The organism is Streptomyces sp. AC550_RSS872, from assembly GCF_019049285.1.
In the GTDB taxonomy this organism is placed as follows: Bacteria; Actinomycetota; Actinomycetes; order Streptomycetales; family Streptomycetaceae; genus Streptomyces.
Window position 1 is genome coordinate 66,540 of the sequence record NZ_JAGMUL010000029.1, and the last position, 17,479, is coordinate 84,018.

A 17,479-nucleotide genomic window follows, 5' to 3' on the forward strand; every position below is an offset into this window, starting at 1 on the left:
TGTGCGAGGCGATGGACCTGGACCCGGCTCCTAACAACATCAACAACGTCCGTTTGAAGCTCAAGCGCCTGACCGGGCGCAACATCCTGACCGAGCCAGAACCGAGGCTGTTCACCCTGCCCCGTCCGTAGCCGTCAGGCGAGGGCGACTTCACCCACAACGACGAAACGAACATCAGCTCACATCCCGCGCTCTCACACAGGCCCTCGCTGACGGTCGACTCCAACCCCGCCACAGACTTCCCGTCGATGTGCCCACGCAGGTCAGCCGCTGCCTGGCGATTCGACAGGTCCGCCACGAACTGCAGCTGGGGTCAGCTTCTTGGCAGGTTTGCGAAGAGTGAATCGACTCGTGAGGTCCGCCACGGAAAGGCCCGTGTACCCGGCCTCACGCAGGCCAGCTAAGGACTGTCCCGCAAAGATCTTGGCTCCGAGTACGGAGCAGCCTGAAGAGCGGGTGAGGTGGCTAGGGAGTGGGCGAAGTCGGCGAGTGCGCAAAAGTCGTTCTCCCGTAGGCCGATCCGCGGGTTGACGTGGTGCAGGAGCCCGGGGCCTTGGTGGTGGGCGGTCATGTACGTCTGATCCAGCTCGCTCTGCTCGTCGTCCACCCAGGCGAAAGGACGGCCGTTGGCGTAGTTCACCAACGGTCCGGTCTTCCAGTGGACTCCATCAGGGCGTTCTTGGAGCAGGGCGTCGCCGAAGTCGACGAAGGGTAGTTCCGGAAGGCCGAGGACCGGTGCGATCCACCGGTTGGCGTCATCCATCCATGTGGTGGCCCAGCACAACTCGAAGCCGAGCCGCAGCAGGCTTCGTCCGTGCTCCGGGTTGAGCCAGACACGTAGGGGGCGTCGTCGGGACGAGAGGACCCTGTCGTCCTCATGGGCGTCGTTCCGGGGAACTCTGAGTGTGGTGTAGCCGTCGGGGCGCCTCTCCGGCTGGGCCGCGTAAGGGTTGAGCGGTCCGTCCACGTCGAGGAACAGCAGCGGTTGGTTCACGGTTTCCCCCGGGTCTTGCTCACTGTGGACTGCCCCGATCAGCGTAGCTGTGGGATTGTCTCAGCGTGGGGTCGTCCTGAGTGATGATCACGCTGTGACCAGTGTGATCACGGCATCGGAGCCGTCCTGGATAACCCCGTTCGCGGGGCTGAGCCCGCGCTGCTTCGGCAAGCTGCTGACCACGCTGCGGCGTGATGGAGCAGATCTGGTCCACCGAGGCCGGCCGTGGAACCCGCCGCTGGAGGACCGGGTGTTGCTGGTCACCGCCTATTGGCGTACCAATCTGACGTTGAGGCAGCTCGCTCCGCTGTTTGGCGTCTCGAAGTCCACGGCTGGCCGAGTCGTCAACCACCTCGGCACCCTGGTCCCCACCCGAGACCACACCATCGCCGAGCGATCGAAGAACTCCCGGTATTCCACCAACCATCAGGTCGTCATCGACGCAGACACCCGCCTGGTCGTCGTGGTCGGCCGACCGCTCGCCGGGAACCGCAACGGCTGCAATGCAGGGGCGGAGTCCGGTGCCAAAGCTGCCGTCGGCAAGACCCTCACGATCGCCGACGGCGGCTACCCGGGAACCGGACTCGTCATCCCGCACCGTCGCGACCGCGGGAAGACCGAGATCCCAGCTTGGAAAGAAGACCACAACAGGACCCACAAACAGGTCCGAGCCCCTGTCGAGCACGTCTTCGCCCGCATGAAGACCTGGAAGATCCTCCGCGACTGCCGCCTCAAAGGCGACGGCGTCCACCACGCCGTGCTCGGCATCGCCCGGATGCACAACCTCGCCCTCGCCGGATAGGTCGCAGGTGGCACGATGGCCCGCTATGCCCGAGGCACTCCAAGATCCTTACGGACCCCCCTCAGGGCACGGTGAAGAGGACCTTGTTCTCGTCCACGGCGGGGTCCGCCTGCTTGAGCCTGGCCCTGATGCTGGATCCGAGCTGGAGATCCAGGCCGTTGGTCGAGACGACCTTGGCCAGCACGGCGGGGTCGGCCAGGAACACTTTGCCCTCGCGCGGCCTGCCCCGCTCCGCGTCGGTGTCGATGACCGTGGCGTCGAACACCTCGCCCACGCGGTCCTTGAGCACCGCGGCCTCGGCCAGGTCCACGGTCTGCCGGTCCGCCAGGCCGCCCTTCCCCCGTGCCGTGTCGCACGGGATGCAGGACAGGGCGTCGAGCACCCAGTTCGGCGGGGCCTTGTCCGCGCACGCCATGACGCACAGCTCACCGGTGTACCGGTCGACCAGGCGCCGCAGCGGAGCCGTGCAATGGGTGTACGGGGCCGCGATCGCTGCGTGCATCGTGTACGCCGGCTTCTGGTTGTCGCGGAAGACGGTGTACTCCGCCTTGAGCATCGTGCTCGTGGCCTCGGCGAGGAAGGCCATGTGCTGCTGGTTCTGGGGATCGAGCCTGCGTACCAGCGTGGCGTACGAGATGCCGGGCCGCCAGACGATGCCCAGGGCCTTCGCGATGTCGTGCAGGCGCTTGATCACGTTCTGATCGGCCTGCTCCTTCTGGGTCCGCAGGATGCCGGTACCCGTGTCGAGCATGATCTGGGCCGCGGACATCCCGGTCATGAGGGAGATCTGCTCGTTCCAGCCCTCGACCGGCAGCGTCGCCACGTAGCGCAGCCGGAACGATCCGTCCTCGAGGGTGACCTCCTGGTCCGGCAGATTCACCGAGATGCCGCCGCGCGCGATTTCGACGGCCTCCCGCAGCTCGCCGATCTCGCGCAGCAGGGCGAGGGACTCCTCCGCCGTGCCGTTCTCGATGGCCTGCTGGGCGCCGGCGTAGTCGAGCTGGGCCCGACTTCGGATCACGGCCCGGCTCACGGACGAGTCGGTCAGATTGCCGTGGGCGTCGAGGTCGTGCTGCCACAACAGGGCGGGGCGGTCCTTGTTCGGCAGCAGGCTGGCCGCGCCCTCGGAGAGGACGGGCGGGTGCAGGGGCACCTTGAGGTCGGGGAAGTACAGCGTTTCGATCCTGTCGTGCGCCTCGATGTCCAGAGGGCTGCCCGCCCTGACGAAGGTCGCCACGTCCGCGATGGCGTAGTACACGCGGTAGCCGCCACCGGGCCGCCGTTCCAGGTGCATGGCCTGGTCGAGGTCCTTCGAGGTCGGCGGATCGATCGTGAAGAACGGCAGGTGGGTGGCGTCCTTGTCGGGCAAGCGCGCCTCACCCGCGGCCTTGTCGGCCGCTTTGAGTACACGCTTGGGGAAGCTCAGGGGGACCTTCAGCTCCGCGCGGAGTTCCTCCAGCGCGGTGCGCAGAGCGTCCTGGGCCTCGGCAGACATGTGCATCGGGCGGCGTTGCATGCCCCGAGCGTAGGGCGGCGTTCACGAATCGGCGCGGCGAGCGGGGCCGGGCGGCGGAGGGGGCCGGGCCGACGGCGGTCGCGCGGGAGGGGACATCGCCGGAGGGCGCGCGACGACAGCTACGGCGCCTCGCCGCGTTGTCGGATCGCCCGAACGTGCCCAGTATGAGGACGCCCCTCCGCCACCCTGTACCGCTACGTCCGCGAGGCGATCGACGTTCTGGCCGCGCTTGCACCGACACTCGACGAAGCGATGGCGACGGCCCGTACGAAGGCGTACGTGATTCTGGACGGCACCGTGCTGCCGATCGACCGGATCGCCGCCGACCGGCCCTACTGCTCCGGGAAGAAGCGGCATCACGGCATGTATGTGCAGGTGCTGACCGATCCCTGCGGGCGGCTGCTGTGGGCGTCGCCCGCGCTGCCCGGAGCGACGCACGACCTGATGGCGGCCCGCAACGTCCCGGTCCCGTTCAAAGGGCGCCGCCTCAAACGGTGGCAGCACCGTCACAACACCACCCCCACGCCAAGATCCGCTGCATCGGCGAGCAAGCCATGGCGGCTCTCAAGGGCTGGCGCCTGCTGCGCAAGGTACGCAGCAGCACCAACCACATCACCACGATCGTGAAGGCCGTCCTCGCCCTTCACCTCGCTGCCGCGTCAGGATGAGAACCCCTCACTGAATCGCCGGCCCGTGCCCGCAGTTCGCTGCGGATCGCAGCGTGGAGCGCATGCTCCACCTGGACGATGTGAGAAAACGCGTCTTACTTGTCGCCGCCAGTCGACAGGCGCACGGGTGACGACAAACGACGGCCGCATGACCGGCTTCACGAAAATGTTGGAAGAGCCAGTTTTCCACGGCCGCCGTCAGCGCGCACTCTCTATTGTGATTCTCGCGACCTCGCGACCTCGCGACCTCGCGACCTAAGCATGCAGCTGAAAGGCCGCCAATCATGAACCTGTTTCGCGTTGCTGAACCCGTTAGCTCTATCGAAGCGCCTCGGCCTTTGCGTGATCGGCGCGCGCAAGATCGATTACCGTGCGCTCGGTCTCGCGCAGCAGCGCCGATATCTCCTCGGTGTTGAGGTATTCGTCGTCCGCTTCGAGCGAGAGGCTGAGCCGGTCCACGTAGCGCCCCCCCAGGTGGATCATCGCCTGGACCCGGAGCGGGCCGGCGCCGATGGGGCGTGAATCGTGGTACTCGAGGGGCGTCGGATGCGCGTCCTCATCGTGGCGCAGGAACGCGTCGGCGAGTTCGGGGCGCGCCGTGCGCGGGCTGGATTTGTCGGCGAGCGAGCTTAAGTCGTTGAAGCTGATCCAGGAGTCGGCGCCTACCTGCTCGATCAGCGCCTGCATGACGTCCGGGTCATACGGGGAACGGCGCGCGGCTGCGAAGATCGCCCGGTCCACGCTGCGGATCTCGGCCACCGCGTCGGCGGCGTCGCCCGCCACCGCGATATAGATCGGCTGGGAGCGGTGGCCCACATAGGCTTGGGTCGCGGGCGTCCACCGGTTCCCGCATTCGATCTTAAACACCGCGCGCGACGCGTCCAGCACCCGGTGCATGGCCGTGGCCGCGGCGACCATCGTGATCGCGCCCGAGGTGAACAGGCCGAGCCTGCCCCCCAGGTAATCGTGCGCCGACTGGAAGGAGTCCGTGCTCAGATGCGCGCCCCGGACCATCGGGACCGCCGGCGCGTGGCGCGGGGTGCGTAGCGGATTGTCCGCCGCGGCCAGGATGGCCGGGCGCATCAGGTCCCGCGCCCGCTCGCTGCGGGCGCGGGCGAGCGCGCCGCTCTCCTCGGCCGCCGCGGCGATCGGATCGAGCGCGACCGGCTCCGGCGTGCGCCCGGACACGATCCGCCGTAGGTCCTCAATCAGCAGCTGGGCGCCTGCCCCGTCCAGGTTCACGTGCGACACGACGATCCCGAACATGTACGCGCTCGCGCCGCACACGCCGAGGATGAACCGGACCGGCAAGTCCAATTCGAGGTCGAAGCGCCGGGACGCCGAGGCGTCCCAGTGCGCCGATAACGCCTGCTCGCACCGCTCCGGATCGTCCTCGGCGACGATGTCCACACCGATCCGCCCGCCCGCGTCGACGATCTGCTCCACGACACCGCCGGATGCGTCGAGCCGGAACCGGGTGCGCAACGCGACGTGCCGTTCGATCAGGGTGCGTATGCAGTCGAGCGCGTGCTGCACCGTCACCGGACCGTCCGCGCCGGCCGGTATATGGAAACGGAACCGTAGGTTCCAGTCGTCCACCGGGCCGAACCGCTGAATCTCGGCCCTGATATGCCGCTGGCCCCAGGTCGCGGCGAACGTGCCGCCACGCTCCGCCTGGAAGACGAGCTCATGTCGCGTGATAGCAGACTTCTGACTCACTCACGTACCTCTCGTTCCTCGACACACGGCATCCTCACCGAAGCATGGCCAGCAGGCGCAGGTGATCGGTGTCGCGCACATCCAGCAACTGCCGATAGAAGCAGCCCACCCCGCCTCGGGTCGCTTCAGCGGTTGAAGGCGAAGTCGAACAGGGGCTCGTCCGCTATGGCCGCCCGGCCGGCGCGGCGGGCCGAGTTGAACCAGTCGCTCGATCCATGGCTTGGGATTCCCCCTCGGCCCGCCACCGGTCGATCGGATCGTCGCAGGTGACGTCCTCGCCGAACTCCCGGCGGTGGTGCTCCAGGTGCGGGTGCCCAGATTCGGCGACGAACCCCTGGATCACGCGCTGCAACTCCTCCGGCGCCACCTGCTGACACGATCAGTACCACTCGGCGAAGCCATAGAAGGAGTGCGCCGGGCGGGCGAAGGCGGGCACCGAGTACGGGCCCCGGGCGACCATGATTGCGAACCTGGCCTCGCGCCACCTCGCCGCGGCGGTGTGCTCGGCAAGCGACTCGGCCGTGGGCAGGTAGCCGGGCACCCGGCCGGCCGGGCTCATGACTGCACCGGTACCGTCGAGCTCGAAGGAGCCTCCGGACGGCCCGTCGTCCCAATCGTGGCCAGTCGCACGATGACGCGCGCCCTCGGCCAGCGACTGCCACATCGAATACCCCTGATTCGACGGCGAAGCCGAGACGCAGCAACGCCCGTGCGGTCTCCAGTTCGAGACCACGCTCCGCGCCGATCACCAGGGCGGTCCGCAGGGCTCCCTCCCTTCCGGGAAACAGGGCTGGACACCAACGCCAATCATCGGATGACTCAAGAACTTTAGCCAACACGGCAATCGTCCTGTCAATAGCCAATACAGCAATCGGCCTGTCAAAGAATGGTTCGGTCTCCAGGCCGTGCAGAGTCAGTTCGCAGAACGCGTCGTTTTCGACCTTCATTGGTGAAGCTCCAAACCTTCTGTCGAGCGACTCTTCTTTCTGATTTTGTCCCTTTCCTTGCCCAGTAGCTGGAGCAAGGGGCCTGTCATGAAGGTCGTGACCAGCGCCATGAGTACGAGCACGACGTACAGCTGCTCGCCGATCAGCCCGGCGGACCTGCCGATGTCCAAGACGATGAGCTCGGTCAGTCCACGGGTGTTCACCATGACGGCGACCAGCGCCGACTGCCGGGCATCCAGAGCGTGCAGGCGGGCCATCCCGTAGGCGGGCGCGGTCTTGCCGACGACCGCGACCAGCAGAATCACACCCAGCACAGCCAGGCCGTCCGCGCCCAGCGTTCCGATGTCGACGGACAGGCCGGTCGTGACGAAGAACAGCGGCAGCAACATCCGGGACGTCTGTTCCACCGGCTTCAGCACCAGAACGTTCGGCGCGCCGTCCCGCCGCGGCATGGCCAGACCGGCGAGGAATCCCCCGAAAACGGCATGGAGTCCGAGGGACTCGGTGACCCACGCACTCCCCAGAGCGAGGACCAGTGCGACCGGCACGGGGTCGCTCATGACGGCGGCAGGCCGTTCCAGCCACCAGCGCAGCACCGGCCGTACAACGGCGAAGAGGAATGCGGAAAAGACCGCCAGCAAGGCGAGCACGGTCGGCCAGGGCCAGCGGGTGGTCTGTCCGGCATCGCTGAGTACCGCTATCAGTACCAGCCAGGCTGCCACGTCCATGAAACCGGCCGCCGCGATCGCCACCGTTCCCGCCGGTGTGCCGGCGGCGCCGCGTTCGCGCACGATGGCCGCCAGCACGGGCAGGGCGGTGATCGAGACCGCCACCGCCATGAACATCGCGAACGAGCCCTGGTCCGCGTGGACGGGGTCCACGGCGGAGAAAAGCCGTCCGCACCACTCGACGACCGCGACGGCCAGGGCCATCGGGACCAGCAACGCGGCCACCGCGATACTCACCGCGGCGCGTCCGGCCCTGAACGTACGGAAGTCGATCTCGTAGCCCGCCGCGAACATGAACAGGACGACCGCTGTCTGAGCCAGCATCGCCAGGAACGGCCGTGCTTCGGCGGGGAACAGATAGGTGGACGGATCGCCCGGAAGCCGGCCGAGCAGGGTCGGCCCCAAGGCTATGCCCGCGAAGATCTGGCCGATGACGGCGGGCTGCCCGAGACGCCGGGCGAGGCCGCCGCACAGCCAGGACACCAGTACGACGAGTGCCACGTCCCCGAGGACGGTCGCGATGAGATGGCTCATACGGACCTACGCACCCTCTGCTCGTCGGCCTCTGCGAGGAACTCCAGGGCGACGGCGGTCAGACCGTCTCCGGCTCTGAAGACGGAGAGGTGGTCACCGTGCGGCGCGACATGCATCCTCGACCGGGCAAGGGCGGTGGCCACCGCGTGTGACCCCGCCGGATGGGCTGTCTGATCGTCCTCGCTGGTGACGACGAGCGTCGGAGCCTTGACCGCAGGCAGGGCGTCACGGACGTCCTCTGCCATCAGGGCGCCGTTGAGAAGGGAGTAGCGGTAGAACGTCTCCGCGTCCCGAAAGGGATGGAGCACCAGGTCGGCGAGGTCCGGCGGCAGCTCGGCGGTCGTGTTCCGGGGCACCGCCGCGTGCACCATCGCCGCGCTCTGCCTGCTCTCCGCGGCGATGTCCATGAGCGCGCGGAGATTGCGCTGATGGCTGGTCTTCGGGGCATCCGTGCCGAGTTCGAAGTCTCCGTGCCACAAACTCATCGACGCCACACGGTCGGCGTGTTCCGCCGCCACGCGCAGCGCGAGAACCGCGCCACCGCACAGACCCATCAAGTGCGCGCGCGGTATCCGGTGGTGGTCCAGGACCGCCAAGAGGTCGCCGACCTGGTCCGCGGCCCCGTGCCCCATCCGGTCGAATGTCGCGGCGTCCTCGCCGGTGCCGTGCGGTCCGCCGAAGAGGCCGCGGGTCTCCCAGGTCACGACATGGTGGTCACGCGCCAGCAGTCCCAGCCACGCATCGCACAGTGCGGCCGGCATTCCGCACGCCGACACGATGAGTACGGCAGGACGACCGGGGTCACCGGCCGACCTCATCCGCAGCGTCGCGCCGTCCTGCGTGGTCACGTGTGTCGTGTCGGTGGCGTTTCCCTCGTGGGCAGTCATGGTGTGGTCCCTTGCCTCCAGGCGCGGCAGATCCGGCCGGCCTTCGCCGATCGCGGGCAGACGGCCCGCCGGCTCCTCGGATGTACCGGTTCAGGCGCGGCGCTTGAAAGCGTGGCCGCGGGTGGTCTCCGTCGCCAGACGGTTGTGGCCGTAGCGGTCCTCTCCACTGACCAGGACGGCCCCGTACCGCTCCAGGCTGACGCTGCCGCCGTACTCCTCCACCACGTCCGTGTCCGGATAGACCCGCACCGACGTGGGAACGTAACGGCCCGCGAAGCCGAGCCTCATCTCCTGTGTGCGGCCGGCGTGCGGGAGTGAGGCGTGCATCAGCGTGGACCAGAACAGGATGGCCTCGCCCGGACGCATCACCATCGGGACCGCCTGGGACTCGTCCGGTTCCCAGTCCGGGTCCTTCTGTAGTTCCCGATAGTCGTAGCCGAAGAATCCGCGGCGGACGCCCTTCTTCGTCTCGTGGTTGATGCGGTCCGGGTCGTAGTGCATCCGTTTCGTCTCGTCGTAGAACATGGTCTGATGCGTGCCGGGGATGAACTGCAAACAGCCGGTTTCCTCGTTGGCCTCGGTGAACGCCGTCCAGACGGTGATCGTGCCGCCGAAGTCCTCCGTGCCCTCGGGCCACAGGATCTGCGGCTTCCCCGAGGCGTTTGCGAACGTGTCCGCCTGGTGCCAGTCCGTTCCCTCGTCGCCCGGGTACTTGGGGAAGAACTCACTGCGCCAGCACAGGACGTCGGGGCCGAGCACGCTGCTGACCCGGTCCGCGATCTGCGGCCTGGTGATGTGGTCGGCGAGCACGGCGGAATCCAGATGACGGTCGTAGTTGGAGATGTTCGTGTTGCCGGACTCCGCTGCGTGTCCCTGATATACCGCCATGCTGCGATCCATGAGCTGGATGCGCTCCCTGCGCCAGATCCGGCGCATCTCCTCGACCTCGTACACCTTGAAAGGGCCGATGAAGCCCTGCTCGTGGAACTGCTTCAGCTCCTCGGGGCTCAGGGCGAACGAACGGTCGGCAGTCGGTGTGAGGCTCATGCGGATACTCCTTCTGTCGCCGGTGCGTGAGTGGTGACGGCAAGGGACTCGACGGCGGCGGCCAGCCGCCGGACGGACGCGATGTCTCCGAGCGAGGCGAGATCGACGCTCGCGCCGAACTCGCGCTGCATCTCCGCGAGGATTCGCGCAAAGGCCAGGGATGTCGCGCCGGCCTCGAAGAGGTCCTGGTCCGGTCGGATGTCGGACCGTTCCAGCACCTCCTCGACGATGCGGGCGACCGCGGTCTCCGCCGCGTTCGCCCCGCCGGCCGGCTGGTCGTCCGGCTGGTCGTCCGTTGCGGCCACGAGGGGCGGTGCGCCCACGGGCTCGTCGAGCAGGTGGGCGTCGAGAGCTGTGCGGTCGGTCTTTCCCTGCGGAGTCAGTGGCACTTCGGCCAGCAGCCGGTACACGGCGGGCCTCAGGTACAGCGGCAGCGATGTCCGTGCGTGCTCGGCCAGGCGTCCCGTCAGCTGTGCCGCATCGGCGGTCGGTGCGGGCAGCACATAGGCGGCCAGTCGCACGTCTCCCTCGTAGTCGCGCGCGACGACCACCGCCGAGGACACCTCCGGGTGACCGGCGAGGCAGTGTTCCACCTCACCGGGCTCTATGCGGTAGCCGCGTACCTTGATCTGGTCATCGGCCCTTCCGAGATAGAGCAGTTCTCCGTCGGCGCTCAGGGCCGCTCTGTCCCCTGACCGGTACCAGCGGCGCCCTGCCTCCGCCACGAACCGCTCGGCGGTCAGCTCGGGGCGGTTGAGATAGCCGCGCGTCACCCCGGGACCGCTGACCTGTATCTCACCGGGAGTTCCGGTCCCGACGACCCGGCCTTCTTCGTCCACCAGCCTCACGCGCATGTCCGGCAGCGGGACGCCGATCGGGCTGACCTCGGGCTGCCGCAGGTCGGCCGCGCGGATGCGCCGTGCCGTCACATGCACTGTCGTCTCCGTGATGCCGTACATGTTGACCAGCTCGGGACGGTCGTCGCCATGTCGCTCGATCCAGGGGCGCAGCGCGGAGACGTCCAGCCGTTCGCCGCCGAACACCACCAGCCGCAGGGCGAGCCTCGTCGTGTCGGGCCTCGACCCCTCGGCCGCGATCAGGGCCCGGAAAGCGGAAGGCGTCTGACTGAGGACGGTGACGCCCTCGGCCTCCAGGAGTTCCAGCAGTCGCTCCGGCGTCCGGACGGCCTCCTGCGAGACGATCACCAGGCGCCCACCGTGCAGCAGCGCGCCCCAGATCTCCCAGACGGAGAAGTCGAAGCCCACCGAGTGGAAGAGCGTCCACACGTCGTCGGCCCCGAAGGCGAAGCGGTCCGCGGTCGTCGTGAACAGCCGCACCACATTGCCATGCTCGACCACGACCCCTTTGGGTACCCCGGTGGATCCGGAGGTGTGGATCACATAGGCCGGTCCGATCTCCTGGCCGTCGTCGGGGGTTTCACGGCGGGCCCCGGCCCTTTCCTCTTCGGCGACCGTCTTGTCGTCGACCGTCTCTTCGTCGACTCGGACGACGCGCACGTCTCGGTCCGCGAACCAGGATGCGGTCCGTGTGCCGGCCACGACCGTGCGCAGCCCCGTGTCCTCCATGAGCAGGTCGAGCCGGGCCGCGGGGTGATCCGGATCGAGCGGCACATAGGCCCCGCCCGCCTTGAGGATCCCCACGAGCCCCACGATCAGGTCGACGCCACGCTCCAGGCACAGGCCGACGAAGTCTCCCCCGCCCACGCCCTGCGCCCGCAGCCGGGCTGCCAGCGCCTGTGCATGCGAGTCGAGTTCGCCGTAGGTGAGGGAGGTTCCGCCGGGCTCGGTGACCGCGACGCGATGAGGTGCGTGCCGGGCGATATCAGAGAATATTTCATGCAGCAATCCGCTTTGCGGCGTGGACGGAGACATGGCTGGTGGCACTGGGAACATCCTTTCTTGGGACGGTCCGGCTTCAGGTGCGACTTCAGGTGCGTCGTCAGGAGTGAGGGCCGTCGCCCACGCGTAGGCCGAGAAGGGCGCGGAGGGATTGCCAACGCCTCGCCGTGAATCCGGTCGCCGGTCTGGTGACATGGCCCACCTCCGCCGCGACCTGACAGAGGTGGCGAGCGGCTGACCGGCAGTCGGCCAGTCCCGTTTTCCTTCAGGAACCCGATGTCCATGGCGAGTTCATCGGGAATCCGGTGAAAAACCAACCGCCGTGCCTCGTCCGCCACGGCATCGAACGGCGCATCGAAATCGTGGATACGCGTTGCCATGACCACTTGCGACACGATCTGCTCGATTTTCGAGGGTGCCGATGCTCCCAGCGCCGACGCCAGATGGTGGCTCAGCGAGAAATCACAGCCTCCTTCATGGCCCGTTTCCGGGGCCTGGGCCTGCGCGAGGGGCCTCGTCCATCGGCGCATCGCTGCCATCTGCGACGACGGCAGTCCCAGTGCCGCGGCCGTGTTCTCCAAGTCGAGCGGATCGAATGCGACGTTCTCGCCCGCTCCCGTACAGGGAAGTCCCACGTCGAGAAGGACAGCCAGCAACGCTTCGCTGATCCCGTACACGCGGCGCGCGTCAACCGGCGACGCCGAGAAAGTGCGGTACTTGTCCGGGATTTGCCGTGCTCTGCTGACCACATCTCGCGCCAGGGCTTTCATCGGTGCCTCCTCACTTGGACGCGTTATCCGTCGGTCGCGCGAGTCAGGCCATCGACGAGGAGTCACTGCCCAACAGTTCGGCCACCGTGTTCCACAGCATTTCCGGGGTGGCGAAGAGCCCTGGTTCCACCACGTCGTCGGGGATCGATATCCCGTACGTCTCCTCAATTCCCAGCATCAGTTGCACCATGGCCAGGGAATCCAGTCCATAGTCGGCGGTACGCATGTCGGGCAGGAGCGGCTCGTCGGGCTCCAGCAGTCGCAACGCCGCACGCATCAGGTCTTCGAACCGGTGGTCCCAGGGGGGAATCATGTCTGCCTCGCCTCTCATCGGGCAGCGAGTGCCCGGTAGTTGATCTTTCCGTTGTGCATCACGGGCATCTCCCGCAATCTCACCCAGTGCGCTGGCAGGACCAGCGCGAGTCTGCTGTCGATGAACTTCTGGAGCGACTTCGCCGACACCTCCTCGGCGGCCACATAGTGGATCCGAAGACGCTGGGTCTCCTGTTCCAACTCGGCGGTCACCGCGCAGTGCACCAGGGCCGGGTGCTGCCTCAGCACCGCTTCGATCTCGTCCAGTTCGATCCGCATGCCCCTGACTTTGACCTGCCGGTCCGCCCTGCCGAGGCAATAGGCGAGGCCGTCCTCGACGCGTGCCAGATCGCCGGTGCGGTAAAGCCGCAGCGTGGGGGAGCCGGGATCGATCTCGTCGTAGAAGAAGACGGGCGGGCGTCCGTCCTGGGCCTCGACGTATCCCCCGCCGACCGGCAGCCCCCCGACGAACAGTTCTCCTGTCTCGCCGGGGCGGGCCGGGCGCCAGCTCTCTCCCTGCTCGACCAGAACGTGGAGCGTCGTGTTCGCGATGGGCCGCCCCACGGGCAGCCGCGAACGCCGGGTGTCCTCCCGTCGCACTACATGCTGAGCCACATCGTCGGAGCATTCGCTCATTCCGTAGGCGTTCATGAGGCGGGCGTTCGCCAAGGCGTCGAGCACACGGGCCGCGAGGCGCGGACGCAGCTCCTCCCCCGTCGCGATCATCCAGCGCAGCTCTGGGAGCGGGTCGTCATGTCCCCGGCGACGGAGATCGTCGACGACGAGATCAATCATGGTGGGGACCAACTGGGCGACGGTGACGTGGTGTTCGCCGAGGGCCCTGAGCAGGAGTCGGGGATGCGTCGTGTCGAAGTCGTCGATGACGGCCACCGTCGCACCCACGGTGAGCGCCGCCAGCATCTGCCAGATCGACACGACATACGTCGGCGGCGCGCTGAAGGCGACCACGTCGTCGGAGGTGAGCGCCAGGGCCTCGCCCATGTGCCGGAGGTGATTGATCAGGCCGCGGTGTTCGACGACCGCGCCCTTGGGTGTTCCCGAACTGCCCGAGGTGTAGATGACGTACCGGGCCTGGTGGTCTGTCCAGCGGGGCGGGGTCCATGGCAGCGGTGACGGCTCGTGCCCGGCTGCCTCCGCGGTCCACAGCAGTTCGATCCGTGTGCCGGCCGCGGCCTTGAGCAGCGCGGGTGCGAAGTCCTGAGGCTCCGCCTCGGAGCCCTCCTCTTGCCCGGCCTCGTGCGCCAGCACGTACGCGCACCTGGTCTGGGCGAAGATCTGGGACAGACGCTCTGCCGGCCACCGGTGATCCACCGGGACATACGTGGCACCGAGGCTCTCCAGGGCCAGGAACGCGACCGGATGATCCAGGCTCCGTGGTCCCGACACCGCGACACGATCGCCCGGGGCACAGCCCCGCTCCAACAGGAGCGAACGCAACCAGGCCACTTTGTCCCGGAGTTGGCCGTACGTCGTCCTTCCGCCGCTGTCGGCAAAGGCCACACGGTCGGGGTCGTGGTCGGCCAGATCGTTCACGGTGTCGCAGACCGACGCCGGCCCCGGCACGCCTTCGCGCTCTGTCAGGGCGAGTCCGGCCGCCTCCGCGAGCGCGTGGGAAGACATGCCGAGTTTTGGCAGGGCGGATTCCGGTGCGGGTTCGGTTCCCAGATGCCATGGGCGCATCGAGATGGATCTCCCCTCTCAGGTCTGCTCAGTCGAGGACCGTCTCCGAAAGCGACGTGGCGTACGCGTCGACAAAGGCGTCGATGAAAGCGGGGCTGTAGCAGTTCGCGTCGTACCCGATCCCGCCGGTCAGTCCCGCTCGCGTCAGGTGGAGGCGGAACTTGATCCCGGGGGCCGCGGCGCCCGGCCGTTCGCGTTCGTTCGCCTCTGCCTCGACGTGCGGTTCGAGGACGGCGTCCCCGAGGAAGATCCGTTCGTCGGCAGGCGGTTCCTGGTCGAAAATGAACATGACGTCGACGGAGGCCGGCGAGAATCCGGTCTCCCGCCAGATCCGCTGAGCACAGATCTCCTGATGCTCGTAGGCGTCGAGGAGGGCGGAACGGACCACGCGCACGAGCGGCCCGGGCCCGTCGTCCGGCGGCACGGAGACGGCGATTACCGCGAAATTCAGGACACAGCCCACGAGTTCCGCGACTTCGGGTGCGCCCCGGCGGTTGAACAGGGTGATCACCGCGGCATCCGGCCGCTGGGCACAGCGGCCCAGCAGTCTCATGAAAGCGGCCAGGGCGATCATGTGCGGAGTCGCCCGGAACTTCTTGGCCGATGCCACCAGGGCGGCGCCCACCTCCTCCGGCAGGGTGAATCGGCGGGTGCACCGTCTGTGCGGTGGAGGCACCTCTCCCGTCGGCAGGTCGCCGGGGATCCCGACAGGACGTACCTCGCGCAGCACCGGGCGCCAGTACGCGATCTCCGCGGCCGCCTTCGGCCCGCGGGCGACCCGCTGTTCCCGCGCGACCCAGTCGCGCATCTGCGGTGGCGGCGCGTCCACCGGTTCCGGGCCGCCGCGCAGGACGCGCGCGTACTCCCGTGCCAGGTCCCGCCACAGAACGTCCACCGACCAGCCGTCCGCGACCACGTGGTGGAGGGTCAGCGCGAGAACGAAGTCGTTCTCCGCCCGTCGCACGACACCGAGCCGCATCAGCGGGTCGCGCGCGAGGTCGAGGGGACGGCCGTGCTCGCGGGCCAACACCTCACGCAGGGCGGCGGGCCGCTCGGGCTCCGGTACGTCGCTGATGTCCTGTGTCCAGACGACCGGTTCCCGGGGGCGGCTGTGGATGATCTGGACCGGCTTGCCCGCCACCCTGCCGAAGTTGGTCCGCAGCGACTCGTGGCGCTGGGCGACCGCTCTGGCCGCCGCACCGAGTGCCTGCGCGTCGAGCCTGCCGCGAAGGCTCACCGCCACGGGCATCACCAGAGCGGGATCCGCCGAGAGCCGTTCGCTGGCCCACCAGTGCCGTTGCAGGTCCGACATGGGGGCGAGGATGTCGGTGTCGGTGGCGATCGGGTCCAAGGCGGCCACCCCTATCGTTCCTGGGCCGGCTGTGCGGGCTGCGCCGCACAGACCTGCGCCATGTCGCCTATGACCGGGTGGTCGAAGATCTGCCGCACGGAGAGTTCGAGGCCGAGGGTCCGCTGGACCTTGATGGACAAATGTGCCGCGTGCAGTGATCCGCCGCCGAGTTCGAAAAAGTCGTCGTCCGTCCCGAGCCGCGCCTCGGGCACGTGGAGGACCTCGGACAGCAGTCCGATGAGCGCTCTCGCCGTTGCGGTCTCGGTGGGTCCGGACGCACCCCGGTCGCCGTCCGGCGCTTCCTCGGGACGGGCCAGGAGGCCGATCCCGAGATCGTCGAACTCGCCGACCCGGGCTTGCGGATCCGTGACGATCCGGTCGAGCACCAGGGGGAGGGCGGACGCCAGCTTCTCCATCACGGCTTGTTCGAACAGGCTGCCGGCATAGGTGAGCCTGGTGGTCAGTTCGCCGTCTTCGCAGGAGGCCGTCAGCGCCAGCGGGTAGTGCGGGGTGTTCTCGCCTCCGGGGGTGATCCGCAGGCCGTGGTCGTGCTGACGTGGCCGTCGGGGCGTTCCGGGGAAGTTCTGGAACGCGTATCCCGTGTCGCACAGTTCCCGCAGTCCGCACAGCCGCTGGATGGCGCCCAGCCCCATGAACTCGTGCCGCACGAGCCGGGCCTGCTCGCTCTGTAGGCGTCCGCACAGGTGCCCCACGGTCTCGGCGGGGTCGAGGCGGACTCTCGCCGGTACCGTGTTCGCGAACATTCCGATCATGCGGTCGCTGCCGGGGAGTTCGGCGGGCCGGCCACCGACCGTCCTGCCGATGACGATGTCGTCGCTGTCGCGGAGCCGGCCCAGCACCATCGTCCAGGCCGTCTGGACGAGCGTGTTGAGCGTCAAGGAGCCCTCGCGTGCCCAGGCACGCAGCCGCTCGGTGGCGTGCCGGTCCATCCGGCGCCTCAGGTGGCGGGCGTCGAGCGCCGTGTTGCCGACCGCCCCGGGCGCCAGACGGGCGACGGGGCGGTAGCCCGACAGGTGATCGCGCCAGGCCCGCTCGGCCGCCGCCCGGTCCTGTCCCGCCAGCCACGAGCCGTACGCCCGGTAGGGGTTGGGCAGGGCGGTCACTTCCGCGGGAGTGAGGGAACGGCCGTACGCCTCGACGACCTCCTCCAGCAGCAAGGCGCCCGACCAGCCGTCCAGGAGGATGTGATGGTACGTCAGGGCCAGCACATGGCGTTCGGTCCCGAGCCTGACCAGCACGCAGCGCAGCAAGGGCGGCTTGGCGAGCTCGTGCCGGCTGCGCTGCTCACCGGCGAGCAGCGCAGCCAGCTCGCTCTCGCGCCGCTCCTCGGCCACCCCGGTGAGGTCCACGGTGGTCACCGTCTGCGGCGCGGCTCTGCCCACGACCTGCACGAGCTGTCCCGTGCCCTGGCGCATCCAGAACCCCGAACGCAGCGCGGGATGCCGGGCGATCACGGCCGTCGCCGCGTCGGCCAGCCGGTCGGGGTCGAGAGCCCCCTCGAACTCCAGGGTGTCCTGGAGCATGTAGGAGCCCTCCTCCCCCTCTCGGTACAGCCACTCGAAGTAGAGCCCCTCCTGGAGGGGAGTGACGGGAAGGATGTCCTCGATGTCGGAATGGGACACG

At 68.3% G+C, this 17,479-nt stretch carries 13 protein-coding genes and 1 pseudogene; 2 read left to right on the forward strand and 12 right to left on the reverse strand.

Translation table 11 applies throughout. From position 1 onward, the window contains the following. Positions 1 to 400: 400 nt before the first annotated feature. Positions 401 to 994 carry a hypothetical protein gene (locus KUM44_RS15355; protein ID WP_217208429.1) on the reverse strand — a complete coding sequence of 198 codons (594 nt, stop codon included), beginning with the start codon at positions 992 to 994 and terminating at the stop codon, positions 401 to 403. Between the two features lie 94 nt (positions 995 to 1,088). Between KUM44_RS15355 and KUM44_RS15360 the strand changes: the two genes are divergently transcribed. Beyond that, positions 1,089 to 1,796: a transposase gene (locus KUM44_RS15360; protein ID WP_217208430.1), complete on the forward strand. Its 708-nt coding sequence runs from the start codon at positions 1,089 to 1,091 to the stop codon at positions 1,794 to 1,796. Between the two features lie 61 nt (positions 1,797 to 1,857). Here KUM44_RS15360 and KUM44_RS15365 read toward each other — a convergent pair whose 3' ends face one another. Continuing rightward, on the reverse strand, positions 1,858 to 3,312 hold the full coding sequence (locus tag KUM44_RS15365; protein WP_217208431.1) for an RNB domain-containing ribonuclease: 1,455 nt from the start codon (positions 3,310 to 3,312) through the stop codon (positions 1,858 to 1,860). Positions 3,313 to 3,480: 168 nt separating this feature from the next. Here KUM44_RS15365 and KUM44_RS15370 point away from each other — a divergent pair. Continuing rightward, positions 3,481 to 3,980, forward strand: a pseudogene (locus tag KUM44_RS15370) (transposase family protein); the annotation flags it as partial. Between the two features lie 318 nt (positions 3,981 to 4,298). Here KUM44_RS15370 and KUM44_RS15375 read toward each other — a convergent pair. From KUM44_RS15375 to KUM44_RS15420, 10 genes are all read right to left on the reverse strand, one after another. Next, positions 4,299 to 5,699 (reverse strand): hypothetical protein, encoded by a 1,401-nt coding sequence (locus tag KUM44_RS15375; protein WP_217208432.1) that lies wholly within the window; start codon positions 5,697 to 5,699, stop codon positions 4,299 to 4,301. Between the two features lie 379 nt (positions 5,700 to 6,078). Next, positions 6,079 to 6,258 (reverse strand): hypothetical protein, encoded by a 180-nt coding sequence (locus KUM44_RS15380; protein WP_217208433.1) that lies wholly within the window; start codon positions 6,256 to 6,258, stop codon positions 6,079 to 6,081. Positions 6,259 to 6,642: 384 nt separating this feature from the next. Beyond that, a complete protein-coding gene (locus KUM44_RS15385) occupies positions 6,643 to 7,908 on the reverse strand; it encodes a cation:proton antiporter (RefSeq protein WP_217208434.1) in 1,266 nt (421 codons plus the stop codon). Further along, entirely contained in the window at positions 7,905 to 8,795 is an 891-nt protein-coding gene (locus KUM44_RS15390; protein WP_217208435.1) for an alpha/beta fold hydrolase, read from the reverse strand. The genes KUM44_RS15385 and KUM44_RS15390 overlap by 4 nt, the downstream gene beginning before the upstream one ends. A 90-nt stretch (positions 8,796 to 8,885) precedes the next feature. Next, positions 8,886 to 9,842: a chlorinating enzyme gene (locus tag KUM44_RS15395; protein WP_217208436.1), complete on the reverse strand. Its 957-nt coding sequence runs from the start codon at positions 9,840 to 9,842 to the stop codon at positions 8,886 to 8,888. Beyond that, on the reverse strand, positions 9,839 to 11,707 hold the full coding sequence (locus tag KUM44_RS15400; RefSeq protein WP_217208437.1) for an amino acid adenylation domain-containing protein: 1,869 nt from the start codon (positions 11,705 to 11,707) through the stop codon (positions 9,839 to 9,841). The genes KUM44_RS15395 and KUM44_RS15400 overlap by 4 nt, the downstream gene beginning before the upstream one ends. Before the next feature lie 807 nt (positions 11,708 to 12,514). After that, positions 12,515 to 12,784: a phosphopantetheine-binding protein gene (locus KUM44_RS15405; protein WP_217208438.1), complete on the reverse strand. Its 270-nt coding sequence runs from the start codon at positions 12,782 to 12,784 to the stop codon at positions 12,515 to 12,517. Positions 12,785 to 12,798: 14 nt separating this feature from the next. Next, the gene (locus KUM44_RS15410; protein WP_217208439.1) at positions 12,799 to 14,424 is read right to left on the reverse strand and encodes an amino acid adenylation domain-containing protein; all 1,626 of its coding nucleotides are present in this window, start codon (positions 14,422 to 14,424) and stop codon (positions 12,799 to 12,801) included. A gap of 88 nt (positions 14,425 to 14,512) precedes the next feature. Beyond that, positions 14,513 to 15,844, reverse strand: a complete 1,332-nt coding sequence (locus KUM44_RS15415; protein ID WP_217208440.1) for a condensation domain-containing protein — start codon at positions 15,842 to 15,844, stop codon at positions 14,513 to 14,515. A 2-nt stretch (positions 15,845 to 15,846) separates the two neighbouring features. Continuing rightward, complete coding sequence (locus tag KUM44_RS15420; RefSeq protein ID WP_217208441.1) at positions 15,847 to 17,478, reverse strand: condensation domain-containing protein; 1,632 nt, start codon at positions 17,476 to 17,478, stop codon at positions 15,847 to 15,849. Between the last annotated feature and the right edge of the window lies 1 nt (position 17,479).